The sequence below is a fragment of the Affinirhizobium straminoryzae genome (assembly GCF_007004135.1).
Taxonomy (GTDB): domain Bacteria; phylum Pseudomonadota; class Alphaproteobacteria; order Rhizobiales; family Rhizobiaceae; genus Neorhizobium; species Neorhizobium straminoryzae.
In genome coordinates this window covers 1-17,492 of the sequence record NZ_VJMG01000107.1, presented here as the reverse complement: position 1 = coordinate 17,492, position 17,492 = coordinate 1, and the positions used below count along the sequence as shown (strand labels likewise).

The 17,492-nt window shown below is 63.4% G+C and carries 18 protein-coding genes; 5 read left to right on the top strand and 13 right to left on the bottom strand.

Going from position 1 to position 17,492, the window contains the following annotated elements; translation table 11 throughout:
• The 3 genes from FNA46_RS25050 to FNA46_RS25040 form a co-directional block, all read right to left on the bottom strand.
• Positions 1 to 472, bottom strand: a 472-nt coding sequence (locus FNA46_RS25050; protein WP_143127965.1) for an ATP-binding cassette domain-containing protein, incomplete at its 3' end; no start/stop codon positions are given.
• Positions 469 to 1,470: an ABC transporter permease gene (locus FNA46_RS25045; protein WP_143127964.1), complete on the bottom strand. Its 1,002-nt coding sequence runs from the start codon at positions 1,468 to 1,470 to the stop codon at positions 469 to 471. The genes FNA46_RS25045 and FNA46_RS25050, both read right to left, overlap by 4 nt.
• Positions 1,467 to 2,456, bottom strand: coding sequence for an ABC transporter permease (locus FNA46_RS25040; RefSeq protein ID WP_143127963.1), 990 nt, complete (start codon positions 2,454 to 2,456; stop codon positions 1,467 to 1,469). Before FNA46_RS25040 ends, FNA46_RS25045 begins: the two co-directional genes overlap by 4 nt.
• 261 nt (positions 2,457 to 2,717) lie before the next feature.
• On the opposite strand from FNA46_RS25040, the gene FNA46_RS25035 reads away from it, so the two are divergent.
• From FNA46_RS25035 to FNA46_RS25025, 3 genes are all read left to right on the top strand, one after another.
• A complete protein-coding gene (locus FNA46_RS25035) occupies positions 2,718 to 4,325 on the top strand; it encodes an ABC transporter substrate-binding protein (protein WP_143127962.1) in 1,608 nt (535 codons plus the stop codon).
• A 61-nt stretch (positions 4,326 to 4,386) separates the two neighbouring features.
• Positions 4,387 to 5,415, top strand: coding sequence for an ABC transporter substrate-binding protein (locus tag FNA46_RS25030; RefSeq protein WP_143127961.1), 1,029 nt, complete (start codon positions 4,387 to 4,389; stop codon positions 5,413 to 5,415).
• Positions 5,412 to 6,578, top strand: a complete 1,167-nt coding sequence (locus tag FNA46_RS25025; protein WP_143127960.1) for an acyl-CoA dehydrogenase family protein — start codon at positions 5,412 to 5,414, stop codon at positions 6,576 to 6,578. The genes FNA46_RS25030 and FNA46_RS25025 overlap by 4 nt, the downstream gene beginning before the upstream one ends.
• A 176-nt stretch (positions 6,579 to 6,754) precedes the next feature.
• Here the strand turns inward: FNA46_RS25025 and FNA46_RS25020 are convergent, their stop codons facing one another.
• The 3 genes from FNA46_RS25020 to FNA46_RS25010 all read right to left on the bottom strand — a co-directional run bounded on the left by FNA46_RS25020 (position 6,755) and on the right by FNA46_RS25010 (position 9,386).
• The gene (locus FNA46_RS25020) at positions 6,755 to 7,420 is read right to left on the bottom strand and encodes a methionine ABC transporter permease (protein WP_143127959.1); all 666 of its coding nucleotides are present in this window, start codon (positions 7,418 to 7,420) and stop codon (positions 6,755 to 6,757) included.
• Positions 7,413 to 8,480, bottom strand: a complete 1,068-nt coding sequence (locus FNA46_RS25015) for a methionine ABC transporter ATP-binding protein (protein WP_143127958.1) — start codon at positions 8,478 to 8,480, stop codon at positions 7,413 to 7,415. Before FNA46_RS25015 ends, FNA46_RS25020 begins: the two co-directional genes overlap by 8 nt.
• Positions 8,481 to 8,552: 72 nt before the next feature.
• Positions 8,553 to 9,386, bottom strand: a complete 834-nt coding sequence (locus tag FNA46_RS25010) for a MetQ/NlpA family ABC transporter substrate-binding protein (RefSeq protein ID WP_143127957.1) — start codon at positions 9,384 to 9,386, stop codon at positions 8,553 to 8,555.
• Between the two features lie 710 nt (positions 9,387 to 10,096).
• Between FNA46_RS25010 and FNA46_RS25005 the strand changes: the two genes are divergently transcribed.
• Both FNA46_RS25005 and FNA46_RS25000 read left to right on the top strand, forming a co-directional pair.
• The gene (locus FNA46_RS25005) at positions 10,097 to 10,324 is read left to right on the top strand and encodes a hypothetical protein (RefSeq protein ID WP_143127956.1); all 228 of its coding nucleotides are present in this window, start codon (positions 10,097 to 10,099) and stop codon (positions 10,322 to 10,324) included.
• Complete coding sequence (locus tag FNA46_RS25000) at positions 10,321 to 10,872, top strand: OsmC family protein (RefSeq protein WP_143127955.1); 552 nt, start codon at positions 10,321 to 10,323, stop codon at positions 10,870 to 10,872. Before FNA46_RS25005 ends, FNA46_RS25000 begins: the two co-directional genes overlap by 4 nt.
• Positions 10,873 to 10,970: 98 nt before the next feature.
• Here FNA46_RS25000 and FNA46_RS24995 read toward each other — a convergent pair whose 3' ends face one another.
• The 7 genes from FNA46_RS24995 to FNA46_RS24965 all read right to left on the bottom strand — a co-directional run.
• Positions 10,971 to 11,723, bottom strand: a complete 753-nt coding sequence (locus FNA46_RS24995) for an ABC transporter ATP-binding protein (RefSeq protein ID WP_143127954.1) — start codon at positions 11,721 to 11,723, stop codon at positions 10,971 to 10,973.
• Positions 11,720 to 12,529, bottom strand: coding sequence for an ATP-binding cassette domain-containing protein (locus FNA46_RS24990; RefSeq protein WP_143127953.1), 810 nt, complete (start codon positions 12,527 to 12,529; stop codon positions 11,720 to 11,722). Before FNA46_RS24990 ends, FNA46_RS24995 begins: the two co-directional genes overlap by 4 nt.
• A complete protein-coding gene (locus tag FNA46_RS24985; RefSeq protein WP_246103374.1) occupies positions 12,526 to 13,350 on the bottom strand; it encodes an ABC transporter permease in 825 nt (274 codons plus the stop codon). Before FNA46_RS24985 ends, FNA46_RS24990 begins: the two co-directional genes overlap by 4 nt.
• Positions 13,351 to 13,388: 38 nt before the next feature.
• Positions 13,389 to 14,339 carry an ABC transporter permease gene (locus tag FNA46_RS24980; protein WP_244618082.1) on the bottom strand — a complete coding sequence of 317 codons (951 nt, stop codon included), beginning with the start codon at positions 14,337 to 14,339 and terminating at the stop codon, positions 13,389 to 13,391.
• Between the two features lie 164 nt (positions 14,340 to 14,503).
• Positions 14,504 to 15,952, bottom strand: a complete 1,449-nt coding sequence (locus tag FNA46_RS24975; protein WP_246103376.1) for an ABC transporter substrate-binding protein — start codon at positions 15,950 to 15,952, stop codon at positions 14,504 to 14,506.
• Between the two features lie 297 nt (positions 15,953 to 16,249).
• Positions 16,250 to 17,113, bottom strand: coding sequence for an ABC transporter permease subunit (locus tag FNA46_RS24970; protein WP_143127949.1), 864 nt, complete (start codon positions 17,111 to 17,113; stop codon positions 16,250 to 16,252).
• The coding region (locus tag FNA46_RS24965; protein ID WP_143127948.1) for an ATP-binding cassette domain-containing protein at positions 17,110 to 17,492 on the bottom strand (383 nt) is incomplete at its 5' end. The genes FNA46_RS24965 and FNA46_RS24970, both read right to left, overlap by 4 nt.

Here is a 17,492-nt window from a genome sequence, read left to right as displayed (position 1 = left end):
CGCGCTGGCGCATGCCGCCCGACAACTGATGCGGATAATCGTCGATACGCCTGCGGGCTTCGGGAATATTGACCAGATCCAGAAGCTCGACGGCCCGTTTCCGGGCCTGCCTGCGGTCGATGCCCTCGTGAATGCGCAAAACCTCGGTGATCTGCTCGCCAACCGTCAGCACCGGGTTCAGCGAGGTCATCGGCTCCTGAAAGATCATGCCGATGTCGCGACCGCGCAGCCGGCGCCAGTCCCGCTCGCTCTGGTCGAGCAGGTTGCGGCCCTCGAAGCGGATCTCGCCCGCCGTTGCGGCATGTCGCGGCAGAAGCCCGATGAGGCCAAGCGCGGTCAGCGACTTGCCGGACCCGGATTCCCCGACGATGGCCAGCATCTCGCCGGGGCTCGCCGAAAAACTCACGCCCTTGACCGGCTGGCTTGTGCCGAAGGCCACGGAGAAATCGCGAACGTCGAGCAGAGGGGTCATCGCCGCTCCTCCGAAAACCTGGGGTTCAGCGCATCGTTCAGTCCGTCGCTGATCAGATTGAGGGAAATGACCGTGAAGACGATGGCCAGGCCCGGCAGCGCGGTCAGATACCAGGCGGTGCGGATCACGTCGCGGCCGGCACCGATCATCGATCCCCAGGACACGCGGTTGGGATCGCCAAGCCCCATGAAGGACAAGGCGGCCTCCATCAGGATGGCCCCGGCCACCATCACGGACGAGGTGACGATAATCGGCGGCAGCGCGTTCGGCAGGATCTCGCCAAACACGATGCGCAGATGGCCGTAGCCAAGGCTGCGGGCGGCCAGAACATAATCCTTCTCGCGGATCGCCCGGAATTCGGCACGGGTGAGGCGGGCGACCAGCGGCCAGCTGATGATGCCGATGGCGAAGGTGACGGTCAGCACATTCGGCTGGGCAATCGCCACGAGCACCACAAGCAGCACGAAGCTCGGCAGGGTCTGGAAGATCTCGATCAGCTTGACCAGAACGTCATCGATGAGACCGCCGAAATAACCGGCGACAGACCCGACGAGAACGCCGATGGTCAGGCCGATCAGCGTCGCGGCGATCCCCACGGTCAGCGAGATGCGGGCGCCATGCACGATGCCGGCCAGCACGTCCCGGCCCATGGAGTCGGTCCCGAGCGGATAGTCCGGGTTCTGGCCCGGCCACAGGAACGGGCGCGCCACCATTTCGAGAGGATCGCCCGGATACAGAACGGGTGCAGCCAGTGCCATGACAACGACGGTGAGCAAGAACAGCATGCCGATGATGGCATTGGGATTGGTGAGGAGGATCCTGATTTCCCGACGCAGGCCGGCCTTGGTTACGGCGGCCGTTGCCTTGGCCCTCGCATCCGGAGCATGCAGGAAGGGCCAGTCCTTCGAGGGCTCTTGCGCTGGCGAATGGTCTTCCTGTTCGGATAGTCTCGCCGCCAGACGGGTGGGGGGTGCAAGGCTTGATTGGGTCAATGTCATCGACTTTCTCCGATGCGCGGATCAAGCCAGGCCTGCAGCAGGTCGACGGCGGCGTTGACGATGATCACGACGAATGAGGACAGAAGCAGGATGCCGAGCAGAACGCTGAAATCGCGCGCCATGACGGCTTCGAAGGCAAGACGACCGAGCCCGGGCCAGCTGAACACCGTTTCGACAACCACGGCACCGCCCAGCATGCCGCCGATATGCATTCCGGCAAGCGTCGTGATCGGGATCAGCGCATTGCGCAGGATATGGCGCAGAACGAGACGCACGGGGGATACGCCCTTGGCACGGGCCGTGCGCACGTAATCCTGCGATTTCACCTCCAGCATCGCAGCCCGGGTGAGGCGCGCATAGATGGCCAGATAGTAGAGCGCGAGCGAGAGCGCCGGCAGCACGATGTAGCGTGCCCGATCCAGGACGGCCGCGAGGCCGGTGAGGGTGCTGCCGATGGTGCTGTCACCCCCCGAGGGCAACCAGCCGAGCTTCACCGAGAACATCAGGATCAGCATCAGCCCGATCCAGAAACCCGGCACCGAATAAAACAGCAGCGAGCCGATGGAGAGAAGACGGTCCGGCAGGCGACCGGAAAACTGGGCCATCAGCGCGCCGAAGATCACGCCGATCGTCAGGGCCAGCGAAAGCGCCGCCCCCATCAGGACAAGCGTTCCGGGCAGTCTCTGGCCGATCAGCTCCGCAACCGGCATGCCATAGCGGGGCGAGTAGCCGAGACTGAAATGCGCGAGGTTGCCGAGGTAGTTCAGCAGCTGATGGATGACCGGCAGATCGAGCCCGAAGCGCTGACGAAGATCCGCCATCGTTTCCACCGTGGCGGAACCGGCCTCCGCAGCCATCACGTCGGCAGCATCGCCGGGCGCAAACTGCAAGAGGAAGAAGTTGAGGATCACGATGCCGATGACCGTTGGCACCGCCTGAAGGACGACGCGCCTTGCGCGCTGCAGCAGCCTTTTCAATACAAGCATGTCTTCAGTCCCGATGCCGGAGCGTTTCCCGAGCGATCAAAATCGCATGTCGTAATAGTTGACTAGATTTATAGATTTTGTCAAATTCGAAAAGAACATTTTTGCCTGATATGGCCGAAGCGATCGTCTGGATGGCAATTAAATTTCAGATAATGAGGAAAATATCGCATTTCATGCCATGGTATGGCGATTTGCGAGAATGAAACAACAGCATGCCACGCGGCGACGAAATGGACGGCCGCCTGACAGGAGAGGGACATCATGAACATCAACTTCAACCCGACGCGCCGGCTGGTTCTGCAGGCATCGGTGGCGCTGGCGGGACTGTCGGTTTCCGGATTATCGGCCCGTGCGGCCACGCCGGCAAGCGGCGGTACGGCGACGCTGGTTCTGGCCTCGGAACCCCCGGTTCTCACCACCATCGCGCATACGGCCTATAATTCGGTCTATGTGTCGCCCAAGGTCACCGAGGGGCTGCTGACCTACGACTTCGATCTCAACCCCAGGCCGCTGCTGGCGAGGGAGTGGAGCATCAGCGCAGATGGTCTGCGCTACACCTTTCATCTGCGCCCTGGTGTCAAATGGCATGACGGCAAGCCTTTCACCGCCGCGGACGTTGCCTATTCGATCAGAACGATCAAGGAAATCCATCCGCGCGGCCGCAACACCTTCCTCAACCTCATCGACGTCGAAACGCCGGACGAGCTGACGGCGATTTTCGTTCTGTCCAAGCCGGCGCCCTATCTCATCACGGCACTGGCTTCGGCCGAAACGCCGATCGTGCCGAAGCACCTCTACGAAGGCAGCAAGGCCGCCGAAAGCCCCGTGAACCTTGCCCCTGTTGGCACCGGCCCCTTCCGCTTCAAGGAATGGGTGCGCGGCAGCCACCTGGTTTACGAGCGCAACCCCGATTACTGGGACAAGCCGCGGCCCTATCTCGATCGCCTGATCGTCCGCTTCATTCCCGATGCTGCGGCGCGCGCCATCGCCATCGAGACCGGTGAAATCGATCTCGCGCCCAGCACGCCGCTGCCCTACAGCGATCTCGACCGGATCAAGGGCCTGCCGCACATCGGTTTCGAGACGCAGGGATACCAGTATTCCAACAGCATCAGCCGCATCGAGTTCAACCTGGAGCGGGATTTCTTCAAGGATGTGCGCGTGCGTCGCGCCTTCGCCCATGTGATCGACAAGAAGGTGATCTTCAACACCGTCAATTACGGCTACGGCTCGATCAATCCCGGCCCGATCAATCCCAAGCTGACGAAGTGGTTCGTCAGTGACCTCAAGAGCTATCCGATCGACCTCAAGGCTGCCGAGGCGCTGCTGGACGAGGCAGGCTACAGGCGCGGCGCCGGCGGCATTCGCGCCAGGCTGACAATCGATTACGTGCCGAGCGGTGAAGGCTATGCACGCGGGGCCGAGTATATCCGGCAGGCCCTGGCGAAGGTCGGGATCGAGGTGACCGTCCGCTCCCAGGATTTCGCCGCCTATACCAAGCGGATCTATACCGATCGCGATTTCGATTTCGCCTACGAGGGCATGAGCAATCTGTTCGATCCGACGGTCGGCGTGCAACGCCTCTACTGGAGCAAGAACTTCCGCAAGGGCGTGCCTTTCTCCAATGGCGCGGCCTATGCCAATCCGACAGTGGATGCGCTGCTGGAGGCTGCCGCCATCGAGATCGATCCGAAGAAGCGGTTCGAACAGTGGCGCGACATCCAGCGTGTGCTGGTGGAGGATCTGCCGGCGATCGACATCGCCAGCCCGCCGGAAATCACGATCTACAACAGGAGGATCGCGGACCACACGGTGGGCGCGGAAGGTGTGTCGGGCAGCCTTGCCCAGGCCTATGTCACGAGCGCCTGAGCCTGTCATTCAACGCCATGAACATGGGAACGCCCGGCAAGGGCATCTGGAGCCGAAGATCATGACCCTTTCGCAAATCTGGTATACGCGCTGCCCGGTGCCCACGCCGGTCGGCCTTGCGGCACAGCTTGGCCTTCTGGAGAAAACCTTTTCCGAGGCGGGCATCACGCTGACATCGATCATCGACTCGCCGGACAGCACGATCCGGCAGAGCCATTTCAACCACACGCTCGAATGGTCGTTTCGCCATGGCGGCAATGTTCCGCCGATCCGTGCGCGCTCCGAAGGCCGGCAAACCCGTCTTGTCGGCATCACCTGGACGGATGAGTTCCAGGCCATCGTCACGCTGCCGACCAGCGGAATCCGCTCGGTGCGCGACCTTGCGGGCCGTCGTTTCGGCGTTCCCAGGCGGCCGGACGGGATTGTGGATTTCATGCGGGCCACGGCTCTGAAGGGGCTCGTCTCGGCGCTTTCGCTGGAAGGAGTTCCCCTGGATGCGATCGAGCGGGTGGATGTCGAGATTGCCCAGTCCGTACTGGCCGACCAGGAGGGGCAATCCCTGTTTCGCCTGAAACGTCGTCAGGCGTTCGCAGAGGAGGCGGCTGCCTTGCTGCGGGGTGAGGTGGATGCCATCTTCGTCAAGGGCACCGGCGGCATTGCCGCCGCCAACTTCATCGGCGCTGTGCCGGTGGTGGAGTTCGGCTTTCATCCAGACCCGAAGATCCGGATCAATTCCGGTTCGCCGCGCGTTCTGACCGTGGACCGCAGGCTGGCCGACGAGCGACCGGATCTGGTCGCGCGTCTGATCGACGCGATCCGGCAGGCTGCCGCCTGGGCCGAGGGACATCCGGAGGAAACCCGGCGCTTCATTGCGCGCGAAGCAGGGGCGACCGAAGAACAGGTTCTGGCCGCCAACGGTCCGGAGGTTCACCGCCACCTCGGCCTGTCGCTGGAAGCTCCTCTCATCGATGCCATCGCGCACTACAAGGACTTTCTGCGTGACTGGGGCTTCCTGGCCGGGGATTTCAGCGTGGCGGACTGGGTCGATCACCGGCCCTGGGCACGTCTTGAAGGGAAGGCCGTGGCATGAGTCTCCTCGCGCTCAAGACCTCGGTGCAACAGCCGGATGCCGTCGCGGTGGCGCAAAGGCTTGCGTTGCGCTTTGCCGAGAACGCGGCGAACTGCGACCGGACCGGAACCTTTCCCGCCGACCATTTTCATGCGCTGTTCGAGGCCGGCCTGCTCGGCCTCGTCACGGCGCGTGACCACGGTGGTGCGGGCGCCGGGCTGGAGACGGCGCAGGCGGTGATTTCCGCCATCGCAGCCGGTGAGCCGTCCACCGCGCTGGTCCTGGCCATGCATTACAGTGTCCATGCGGCGATCAGCCGTGGGACGTGGCCGCCGGACCTTGCCGCGCGGGTGCTGGAGGCGAACCGCCGCGGACCGGCTCTGCTGAACAATGCGCAGGCGGAGCCGGGCATGGGGTCGCCTGCCCATGGCGGCCGCCCGGCGACGACCGCACGCCGCGAGGGCAGCGCGTGGGTGGTGAACGGACGCAAGAGTTTCGTCACCGGCCTGCCGGGCCTTGCCTTTGCGATCGTTCTGGCGCTGACCGAGGAGGAGCGCCCGCGCCTGATCCAGCTTCTGGTGCCGCTGGATTCTCCTGGCGTTTCCCAGGTCAAGACCTGGGATGCCGCCGGCATGCATGCGACGGCCAGCGATGATCTTGTGCTCCACGATGTGCGGATACCGCTTGGAGATCTCGTGGCGGAGCAGCCGGCAGATGAACCGCTTCGTCGTGACGAGGCAGGCGGGCACGTCTTCTTCACGCTGCTGTCTGCCGTCTATCATGGCGTTGCCGTTTCGGCGCGCGATGATCTTTTGCGCCATTTGACCCGGCATATGCCGACCAGCCTCGGTTCGCCGCTGTCCTCGATTCCGCGTCTGCAGGAAGGTCTCGGCGATATCGAGATCCTGCTCGCCACCAATGCCCGCCTGTTGCGATCCGTGGGGCGCGATGTCGACGAAGGCAGAGGGGTGGGGACCGATCCGCTGGTGCTTCGTCATGTGGTGATCGACAATGCGGTGCGCGTGACGGATCTGGCGCTCGAACTCGGGGGCAATCGCGGCCTGCGCCGCGATCATCATCTCGAGCGGCATCATCGCGATGCACTGACCGCACGAGCGCATGCGCCGCAGGCCCATATGATCCGCAGCATGCTTGGAAAGGCGGCGATCGCGCGGGCGACATAGAGCACGTCCGATCCAAAAGTGCGTCAGCGGTTTTGGATCGGACTGCTTAAAAACAAATAGATAGAGCATTTCGGGTGATCGCGTTTTGACCGGAAATGCTCTGGAGGCCGCACTCGCAGATGGCCGCGATCGGCAAGGTGCGCGACCCCGGGCGAAGCGCCGGGCAGGACCGTGGTTCAGCCCCGGCTCTGTCGATGGTCGAGCCGTTCAACGATGCGGTCACCGATCCACTGGATGCCGCAGACGAGGATGATGAGCACGATGACGACCGCGATCATGACGCCTGTCTCGAAGCGCTGGTAGCCATAGCGGATCGCGAGATCGCCAAGACCGCCCGCCCCGATGGCTCCCGCCATGGCCGAGGCCCCGATCAATGTCACGAGTGTCACCGTGAAACCGGCGACGATGCCGGGCAGTGCCTCGGGAACCAGCACCTCGCGGATGATCGTCCAGCGGTTGCCGCCCATGGCGCGGACCGCTTCGATGAGGCCCTTGTCCACCTCCCGCAGCGATACCTCGGCAATGCGGGCATAGTAGGGGGTTGCCGCAATGGCTAGCGGCACGATCGCCGCCCAGGTTCCGAGCGCGGTTCCCACGATCAGGCGTGTCAGGGGAATGAGCGCGACGAGGAGAATGATGAAGGGAACCGACCGGAAGGCGTTGATCACGGCTCCCAGCAGACGGTTGACCCAGATGTTCTCCGACAGCCCGCCCTTGCCCGTTGCAACAAGCGCCAGACCGAGCGGCAGCCCGGCGACCAGCGAGATCAGGCCTGCAGCGAAGGTCATGAGCAGCGTTTCCCAGACAGCGCTGATCAGCAGATCGATCATGACGTCAGACATGGCCAAGAACCTCCACATGGGCGCCACCCGCCTGCAGCGTGCTGCGCACGCGCTCGACGAGATTGGCGTCGCGGGCCGGAAGTGACAGGAAGAACCGGCCCACGGACTCATCCTGAATGTGTTCGACTCCACCCTGAATGAGGCTGGCGCCGGCGCTCAGGGCATCGGCGAGATCGGTGAAGAACCGGCTCTGTCCATAGGGGCCGCTGAGATCCACGCCGAGAATGATGGCCTCCCCCGCCGGGTTCAGCCGGGCTGCCACATGTTCCGGCAGACGAGGCCGGCTGCCTTCGAGCAGCCGCTGTGTGATCGGTGCCTGCGGATTGGCGAAGACGGACTGGACCGTGCCGGTTTCCACGATGCGACCGGCGTCGATCACGGCAACCCGGTCGGCAATCGAGCGCACGACATCCATCTCGTGGGTGATGAGGATGATCGTCAGGCCAAGCTTGCGGTTGATATCCTTGAGCAGCGCGAGAATGGAGCGGGTGGTTTCCGGATCGAGCGCCGAGGTGGCCTCGTCCGACAGCAGCAGTGCCGGTCGTGCGGCGAGCGCGCGCGCAATGCCGACACGCTGCTTTTGCCCGCCCGACAGCTGGGCCGGATAGGCCTTTGCCTTGTCAGACAGTCCAACCAGCTCCAGCAGGTCACGGGCGCGCGCCATTCGCTCTGCCTTCGGCAGACCTTCGATCTTCAGCGGTAGGGCAACATTCGCCTCCACCGTTTTCGCCGACAGCAGGTTGAAATGCTGAAAGATCATCCCGATGCGCCGCCTCAAAGGCTGCAACTGCCGTTCCGGCAGGCCATCGATACGCTTGCCTTCGATGGTGATCTCGCCGCTGTCCGGTCGTTCGAGCCCGTTCAGGCAGCGGATCAGGGTCGACTTTCCTGCTCCGCTTCGACCGATGATACCGAGAATTTCACCTTTGCGAACAGACAGGGAAATGCCGTCCAGGGCCACCGTGTCGTTGAAACGGCGCCGCACGCCGGAAAGCGTCACCACCGCGTCAGCAGGCGCGAGGGGAGCGATCTGGGCACTCAGAAAGGGATGGCTGTTCATAGCCGGGAACTCCAGATGACAAAATGCGGCGGAGGAGCCGCCGCATTCAGGCTGTGTGTGATGGTTCGAACGTCAGTAGGCGATGAGGCCGGTGCCCTTGTAGACTGTCTCGAAAACGGCGCGGACCGCCTCATTCTGGTAGGATGCGACGAGCGTCTTCACCCAGTCCTCGTTTTCCTTGCCCTGCTTGACGGCGATGAAATTGCGGTAGGGATTGTCCTTGATCGGCTCCTGCGCGATGCGCTGAGCGGGGCTGAGGCCAGCCTTCAGCGCCCAGTCGGTGTTGACCACGGCGGCATCGAGGTCATCGATGGCGCGCCCCACCACACCGGCATCGAGTTCCTTGATCTTCAGGCCCTTCGGATTTTCGGTGATGTCGGCGATGGTCGCGAGAATACCCGTGCCGTCCTTCAACTTGATCAGGCCTTCGTTCTGCAGAACGCGAAGCGCGCGTCCCTCGTTGGACGGGTCGTTCGGCACCCCGATCTGCGCACCCTTCGGCAGATCCGCAACGGACTTCACCTTCCTGGAATAAAGGCCGATCGGCCAGACGCCCGTATAGCCGACCGGAACGATATGGTAGCCGTGCTGCTTGATCTGGTTGTCGAGATACGGCTTGTGCTGGAAGGCATTGGCGTCGATATCGCCGCGCTCCAGCGCCTCGTTCGGCTGCGTGTAATCGTTGAATACGACGGTCTTGATCGTGAGCCCCTTCTTGGCGGCTTCGGCAGTCACGGCGCGCCACACATCCTCGTCTTCGCCGCTGATGATGCCGACCTTGATGGTCTTGTCGGCGGCCTGCGCGGCGGGAACAGCAAGCCCCAGGCCCGCGACCGCACCGGCCAGCAGAGCCGTCAGGCTCAGGCGGCGCGTCCAGGATATGGTGTTTCCAATCGTCTTCTTCATGTTCTTGATCCCTGCACAAGTGTCTGCGGGAAGGTGGATGTCACCTTCGACATCTTTAGCATCACAGTGCGGACGATGAATTTCGAAGCAGCCCTGTCTAAATTTTGGGCGAAACCGGAAAGCCTTGTCTCGATTTTCCGACGTCCAGGAGTAAAAATCTACCGCCTCTGTAGATAAATCGCCGATGGCGAGCTGCGGATGTTTGGGCGTGGCTGCGAGGAAGGCCACGTCATTCGGTGACGGGATGATCCCTTGATTGCAGATTTTCCACCGGCACGATGGCGCTCGACAGGCATGTCGCTTTAAGCCGCTTCCTGATGAGCGGGCGTCGCCCGCAGCTGCCGGCGGTGCAGACCGCTGGCCTATCGTGGATTGCCATTGAGACGCGGTCCGGCTTGCCGCTGCGTACAACCGATCCATCCGGGATGCGGCGGGGAGTGATGATCAAGGTGCCGGGACCCCCGGCCGGTCGATCAACGGCCTGCGGGCATAATTTTCTATTAAATTAGTAGAAAATTGGCACGGCGTTTCCGTTCGGTCAGCGATCGAACACGTCTCGCCTTTGAACAAGGCGTCGTCTTGCCCGAGATTTGGGGAGTGTCGACAGCGATGGCTGCCCGACGGACGAAAATGAAGATCGAAACGGACTTGCAACCGCATCATGGCCCGCCCGACCGACGCTGGCGAGGCCCCCCGCGCTGGTGGAAGACATGCACATCGCCAAGATCAGCCTGAAGATCCCGGACCACGCTCCGCTGTGCCGCGTTACCCGCGTCAGCATCATCCTTCTCGTTTTCGCGCTGGTGGCTTCGGTCTGTTCGATCGAGATTCCCCGATCCCTGCAGGCCCTTCTGCTGACCGCCGGCTTCATCGGCGCGATCTTCGGGTTGGGGCGCAGGCATCATGTTGTTGATCGTGAACATGGAGAGACCGCGTGACGACGCTGAATGATTATCTGAGCCAGAAGAGAGAGGCGGTGCTGGCGCGTCGCAGCCGCATCCGCAGCGGTGAAGCAGGTGCGATCACCCTGAAAGCGGGCGCGACCGCCGAGGGACGCAGCGGCGTACGGCGGATTCGCATCCGCGATTTTCAAGTCATCACCGACAGCCCGCCGGATTTTGCCGGATACAATCTCGGGCCTTCCTCTCCCGAGCTGCTGCTCGGGGCTTTGTCGAGCTGCCTGACGCACACCTACCTCATCCACGCTGCCGATCAGGGCGTGCCGCTTGAAACGCTCGAGGCAGAGGTGTCGGCGGTTCTCGATCCCCGCGGAGGCTCGGAGGGCCATGAAACGATCCCCGTCTATCCGCATGACATCGTCTACACGGTGACGCTGGTGTCTCCGGCCAACAGTGCGGAGATCGCCAGGGTGACGGCGGCGGTGGAGGCATTCTGTCCGATCCTCAACCTTTTGAAGCGTGGCACGAAGGTCGTCGGAACCGTGAACCACCGTCAGCCCGCCGCAGCCGCATCCGATGCGGCGTGATCCTGTCGCCCCGCATCTCTGGATGGTCCGCGCGGGGTAAACAGGGCGCCCCCTCATGGACCGGAGCGGTCATCCGCTCCGGTCAGCAACGGCCGCGGTCAGACTGGCGGGGGAAGCCGCGGGGTGCTGGCGAGAAGCCGGCGGGTGTAGGGATGCGCGGGATCCTTGAGAACACGCTCCGTCGGCCCGCTTTCGACAATCCTGCCCTTCTCCAGAATGATGATGTCCGGGCACAAGAGCGCAACCAGCGCAATGTCGTGCGACACGACGGCAAAGGTTGCGGAGGTCGACAGGGTCTTGAGGAGATCGACGATGAGGATGCGTGTCGAAAGATCGAGCGCGCTGACGATTTCGTCGGCCAGCACGAGATCGGGCCGTGCCACGATGGCGCGCGCAATGGCGATACGCTGGCGCTGGCCGCCGGAGAACTCGTGCGGATAGCGGCGCGCCGCATCCGCCGGCAGCCCCACCGCTGCCAGAGCCTCCGATACGGCGCTTTCGATATCCGTCTGGACCTTCAGCGCACGCAAGGGCTCCGCCACGATGTTGAAGACCGACTGTCGCGGATCGAGCGACGAATAGGGATCCTGGAAGACGGCCTGCACGCGCTTGCGGAAGCCGCCCATGAAGGCCCGGTTCCGCGTATCGAGGATCTGTCCGTCGAGGAGGATACGGCCCGCAGACGGTTGCGCCAGACCGAGCAGCAACCGCAGCAGGGTGGTCTTGCCGGAGCCGCTTTCACCGACAATGCCGAGGTTGCGGCCCTTTTCGATCGTCAGGTTGAGGCTGTCGAGGATTGTCCGGCCGGAGCGATAGGCGAAGGAGACGTTCTCCACGGTGATGAAGCTCAAAACAACCTCCCCAGAGCCGTGTCGAAGGTGCGGGCGGCTGCAACGAGACTGCGCGTATAGGGATCCGCAGGTGCCTGAAGCACATCGCTGACCGGGCCGGCTTCCACCAGTTCGCCCTGGCGAAGGACGGCAACACGGTCCACGGTGCCGGCAACGACCGGAATATCGTGGCTGATGAACAGAAGCGCCATGTTGTCTTCCCGGACCAGTTGCCCGATGAGCGCAAGAATCTCCGCCTGTGTCGTCACATCCAGCGCTGTCGTCGGTTCGTCTGCGACCAGGAGCTTCGGACGCCAGGCGAGCGCCATGGCAATGGCGACCCGCTGGCGCTGGCCGCCTGACATTTCGTGGGGATAGACACGGGCAAGACGTTCGGGGTCGGGAAGGGCCACGCGCGAAAGAAGCTCCAGTACGCGTGTCTGTACTGCGGGCGCGGAGGACGGCAGGCCCTCATGGCGCAGGCGCCGACGAACCACTTCACCCACCTGTCGGCCGACGCGCATCAAGGGATCAAGGGCCGTCAGCGGCTCCTGGAAAATCGTGGCCGCCGCAGGCCCGCGCAAGGCGACCAGCTGCCGCTCGCCGGCGCCGATCACCTCGGTTCCGTCCAGACGGATTGAACCGGTCGCAGCCATTGTTTCGGGCAGAAGCCCGATCAAAGCCAGAGAGGTCAGCGATTTCCCCGAGCCGGATTCGCCGATCAGGCCGAGCCGCTCGCCCGGCGCAATCGAAAAGCTGAGGTTGCGGACCAGCTGGCGCGCCTGCGTGGCGATGGACAGGCGATCGACGGTAAGCAGAGCGGTCAACGGCGTCCCCTCCGCGTCGGATCGGCAAAGGCGCGCAGGCCGTCTGCCAGCAGGTTCACCCCGATCACCAGTGTCACGAGCGCAATGCCGGGGGCGATGGCCCCGAACGGTGCCGTATAGACCGTTCCCTGCGCTTCCTGCAGAAGCCGTCCCCAGGAGGCATTCGGAGGAGGGGCCCCGAGCCCCAGATAGGAAAGCGAGGATTCCGCCATGGCCGCCAACCCGAACTGGAGCGCCAGATTGACGATCAGCGTCGGCCAGATGTTGGGCAGCACATGCACGACGACGATGGATGGCCAGCTGCTGCCGGCGACACGGGCGGCGACGATGTAATCCATCGAAAGCACCCGCTTGGCCAGGATGCGGGTGAGGCGGGCGATGATGGCCGACCCCGCAATCCCGATGGCAAGCACCGCCGTGAAAAGGCTCGCCGTCTGGCTGGCGGCGACGATCAGCATGGCGACGAGCAGGGTTGGAAATGCAATCAGAATGTCGAAGGCGGCGGCAAACACATCATCGAGCGTGCGGGTGGCAAAGGCGGCCAGAATGCCGAGCGTGACGCCGATCGCGGCGCCGATGGCAACAGCGCCACTGCCCACTTCGATGGCAATGCGGGCGCCGATCAGGATCTGGGTGAAAAGGTCTCGCCCGAGGCGATCCGTCCCGGCCCAGTGGGCAAGGGAGGGTCCGGCAAGTCGCCCCCCCACCATCGCGGTCGGATCGTAGGGCGTCCAGAACAGGGTCAGCAGCCCGGCCAGCAGATGAAGGCCGACGATCACGCCGCCGACAATCAGCGACAGCGGTATCGTTCGACGTGTCATTTTTCCCTCGGTCTGCGGCATGGACCCGGCCGTTCCGTTCATGATGCGCCACCCGTCACGCGCTCGCGAAGACGCGGATCGACAAGGCGCTGAAGCACATCGGCCAGGAAGCCGACGATGAGAACGAGCAGGGTCGATACCACCAGCACGCCTTGAACATTGGGGTAATCGCGCTGCTCGATGCCAAGCAGCAACATGGAGCCGAGACCGGGCAACGCAAACACCCGTTCGATGACGACGGCGCCAAGCAGGGTCGAGGCAAGCTCGATGCCGAGAATGGAAATCACGGGGACGGCGCCATTGCGAATGCCATGGCGGACGAGCGCGCCGGACAGCGTGGCACCCAGGGCCCGCGCCGTCCTCAGATAATCGCTCGACAGGATGTCCTCGGTGGCGGAGCGGACATAGCGGATCAGGGAAGCCGACATCACCAGCGTGATCGTCAGGACCGGCAGGATGAGGGCCTGGATGCTCTCGGCCGGCGCGGTCCATCCATCATCGGGAAAGCCGCCGGAGGGAAACAGCTGCAGGTTCACGGCAAACAGCGTCACCAGCAGAATGCCGATCCAGAAGGCCGGCACGGCAATGCCAAGCTGCGAGACGATCGATATCAGGGCGCCATACCAGGTTCGCTGACGGACCGCCGCCAGGATGCCGATCGGAACGGCAATCAGGATCGATCCCGCAAAGGCTGCAAGCGTCAGGGGCAGGGTCACCATCAAACGCCCGCCGATCTCGCCCAGAACCGGTGCGCCGCTGACGAAGGAAACGCCGAAATCGAACACGGCGATATTGGCGAGGAAATGCAGGAACTGCTGGAGCAGCGGCAGGTTCGAGCCAACCTGACGGCGCGCCGCTTCGATCTGTTCCGCATCCGCGCCGACCGAAACGAGAGCATTGGCCGGATCTCCCGGCAAAAGCCGCAGCAGCACGAACAAGACCGCGCTGGCCAGCAGAACGGAGACAAGCAGGATGGCAGAACGGCGCAAGAGATAAACGAGAATGATCGGATCTCCTTATCCGTCGACGGCACGCGGCATCCACCACGCCTTGCCGGCCGGTGATCGGCGATGGCCTGGGACAATCGCCACGGCCCCATGCAAAAGCCGCCCCGTCATAGGGCGGCTTGCGGCTGCTGTCGATGGCTTGACGCTTATTTCCCGGCCTTGCGAATGCCCGAGGCGAAGAACTGTGAGTTCAGGCCGTTGACCGGATAGCCGGTGACGGAGGCTTTCGACACCACGATCTGCGGATAAAGGTAGAGCCAGTTGCTGGCGGCATCCTCCGCGATGAGGGTGTTTGCTTCCTTGAGGCGGGCGGTCTGCTCATCCGTCGTCGTGCTGGCTTCGGCCGCCTTCACGAGATCGACCACCTTTGGATTGTTGTAGCCCCAGTAGAAATCGGGATTGCCATAGAACACAATGTCGCGGTGGTTCACATGCTCCTGAAGGGTCGCCTGGAAGTCATGGGCCTTGTAGACCTTGGAGTACCATTCGTTGGCGGTGATGATGTTGATGTTCACCTTTACGCCGATCTTGGCATATTCCGTCTGCAGGAACTGCGCGACCAGCGGGTGCGGGTCGTAGTTCGGCGTGTCAATCGTGAAGGTGAAACCGTCCTTGAAACCGGCTTCCGCGAGAAGAGCCTTGGCGCTCTCGACATTGTAGTCATCCACCTTGGTGAGATCCACATACCAGGGATCTGTCGGCGGCACGAAGGAGCCGATCACGAGGCCGCGGTCACCCCAGATGGCATTGAGCAGCTTCTTCTTGTCGATGGCGCGGGCCAGCGCCTTGCGCACCTTGACGTTGTCGAAGGGGGCGACCCGATCGTTATAGGCCAGCAGCAGCTTTGTGGTCGACTGCCCCTCGGCCACGGTGAAGCTCTTGTTGGTCTGGAACTGCTTGAGGGAATCCGGGCTCTGGACCGAAGTGATGATGTCGACGGCACCCGTCAGCAGCGCGTTGTTGAGGGCGGTCGCATCGGTGAAGTAACGGAAGGTCACGCCGCCATTCGCAGGCTTGCTCCCCCAATAGCCGTCGAAGCGGGCGAGCGACAGCGACGAACCGCGCCGCCAGTCCCCGAGCTTGTAGGGGCCGGTGCCGTCTTCCGACGACTTCAGGTCCTTCGCCGCGTCGTTGACGATCCAGACATAGCTCAGATTGTACGGCAGCGAGATGGAGCGCGCCGAAAGCTTGATGACGACCGTCGCATCATCCGGTGTCTCGATGGAGGCAATGCCCTTGAGGCTGTTCTTGCGCGAACTCTTGGAGTCCGGTGCCGTCACCCGCTCGATCGAATATTTCACGTCCCTGGCCGTGAGCGGTTCGCCGGAGTGAAATTTCACGCCCGGCTGTAACGTGAAGGTATAGGTCAGCCCATCCTCGGACACCTTGTAATCCTTGGCAAGCACCGGCTCGACGGCGCCGGAGTCCGACAGCCGGAAAAGCGCTTCGTAGACATTGCCGTTGAAGGCTTCGTTGATGCCCTGGCCAGCGCCTGCGGTGTTGTCGAGGTTCTGCGGCTCATACAGGGACCCGATGCTGACGCTGGCATTCGGATCGGCATCCGCGGCCTGCGCCGAGGTGAGCGACGCCGTCATCAGGGCGACGAGCCTGACAACACTGACTGTCACGCCACGCGTCGGAGAGGTGAGAGGGGAATGGGAGCGTCGCATGATGATGGTCCTTGCATTTCTATCTGATCTGTAAGCCGAAACTATCCTCGACCCGACATCTGTTGAAGGGCGCATGCACACTTCCAGTACCCGGTCTGCGGAAAATTCCTCTAAGTTTTGCGCGGGTGACAGAATGGGCCATAGGGGGCTTGCGGCAGAGGGGTCGAGGCACATTGTCGGATCGACGGGCGATACGACGTCCTCTTGCCGAGGCCGGTCCGCTCAGGCGCTGCCTGTGGCCGCCCAGGGCACGAAGCGGCGCTCCAGCGCTCGCGCCACCCATTCCAGCAGGAAGGCGATGGCGGCGATGACGAAGATGCCGACGATGACCACGTCTGTGACGAGGAACTGGGCGGCGGACTGGATCATGAAGCCCAGCCCCTGGCTGGCCGCGATCAGTTCCGCCGCAACCAGCGTGGACCAGCCGGTCCCGAGCGCGATCCGGATGCCTGTCAGGATTGCGGGCAGGCTGGCGGGCAGGATGACCGAGGCCAGCACCTGACGACGGCTTGCACCAAACGAGCGCGCCGCGTTGATAAAGTCCTTCGGCACGGCGCGCACACCTGCACGTGTCGAGAGGATGATGGGCGGCAGCATGGACAGGGCGATCACCGTGACCTTGGATGCTTCGCCGATGCCTGCCCAGATGATGATGAGCGGCAGATAGGCAAGCGGCGGCAGGGGACGCAGGAACTCCACGATCGGATCGAGAATGCCGCGCCCGATGCGGCTGGTCGCAATCAGAATGCCGACGGGCACGCCAATGAGCGCGGACACCATAAGGGCCGCCAGCACGCGTGCAAGGCTGGCGCTGACATGCTGGAGCAGCGTGGAATCGACGAAACCGACCCTCAGCAGCGATGAGAAGGCGATGACGACAGCGACAGGCGAGGGCAGGAACACCGGCGAGACAAGCCGAAGCGCGCTCGCGGCCCACCAGAGGCCGACGAGGGCGACCGCCGTCAGAAGAGAAAGGCTGATGGTGGAAGGAGTCGTTGTCTTTCGACGTCGGGCCGGTCGCGCGGCGGGCGCAGCATGCCCGGCATCCGGCTCCAGCGATGTCTTCAGATCCGAAATCACGCTCATGCCGCCAGTTCCTCCGGGTCACTGCCTTCGATCAGGTTGGTCAGTTCGTCATAGAGGTCCCGGAACGGCTTCGTCCGGCGGATCGCCTGCGGCGTGGCCCCCGCCAGAATCTCCAGACCAAAGCCCGTCTCCACCACGGTGGAAATGCGGCCGGGATTGGCGGACAGCACGACGATCCGGGTCGCCAGAAGCAGGGCCTCCTCGATGCTGTGGGTAATCAGCAGCGCGCCGGCATGGCTGGTTCGCCAGATGTGCAGCAGGAAAAGCTGAAGCCTGGTGCGGGTCAGGGCGTCGAGCGCGCCAAGCGGTTCATCGAGCAGCAGGAAGCGGGGTTTCGAGGCCAGCGCGCGGGCAATGCCCACGCGCTGGCGCATGCCGC

Bases quoted from the DNA above. Each gene is read 5' to 3' on its own strand.
- FNA46_RS24985 (WP_246103374.1), bottom strand. From the start codon at position 13,350: ATGACACGTCGAACGATACCGCTGTCGCTGATTGTCGGCGGCGTGATC.
- FNA46_RS25030 (WP_143127961.1), top strand. From the start codon at position 4,387: ATGACCCTTTCGCAAATCTGGTATACGCGCTGCCCGGTGCCCACGCCG.
- FNA46_RS25005 (WP_143127956.1), top strand. From the start codon at position 10,097: ATGCACATCGCCAAGATCAGCCTGAAGATCCCGGACCACGCTCCGCTG.
- FNA46_RS25035 (WP_143127962.1), top strand. From the start codon at position 2,718: ATGAACATCAACTTCAACCCGACGCGCCGGCTGGTTCTGCAGGCATCG.
- FNA46_RS25045 (WP_143127964.1), bottom strand. From the start codon at position 1,470: ATGACATTGACCCAATCAAGCCTTGCACCCCCCACCCGTCTGGCGGCG.
- FNA46_RS25015 (WP_143127958.1), bottom strand. From the start codon at position 8,480: ATGAACAGCCATCCCTTTCTGAGTGCCCAGATCGCTCCCCTCGCGCCT.
- FNA46_RS25010 (WP_143127957.1), bottom strand. From the start codon at position 9,386: ATGAAGAAGACGATTGGAAACACCATATCCTGGACGCGCCGCCTGAGC.
- FNA46_RS24970 (WP_143127949.1), bottom strand. From the start codon at position 17,113: ATGAGCGTGATTTCGGATCTGAAGACATCGCTGGAGCCGGATGCCGGG.
- FNA46_RS24975 (WP_246103376.1), bottom strand. From the start codon at position 15,952: ATGACGGCGTCGCTCACCTCGGCGCAGGCCGCGGATGCCGATCCGAAT.
- FNA46_RS25020 (WP_143127959.1), bottom strand. From the start codon at position 7,420: ATGTCTGACGTCATGATCGATCTGCTGATCAGCGCTGTCTGGGAAACG.
- FNA46_RS25040 (WP_143127963.1), bottom strand. From the start codon at position 2,456: ATGCTTGTATTGAAAAGGCTGCTGCAGCGCGCAAGGCGCGTCGTCCTT.
- FNA46_RS25025 (WP_143127960.1), top strand. From the start codon at position 5,412: ATGAGTCTCCTCGCGCTCAAGACCTCGGTGCAACAGCCGGATGCCGTC.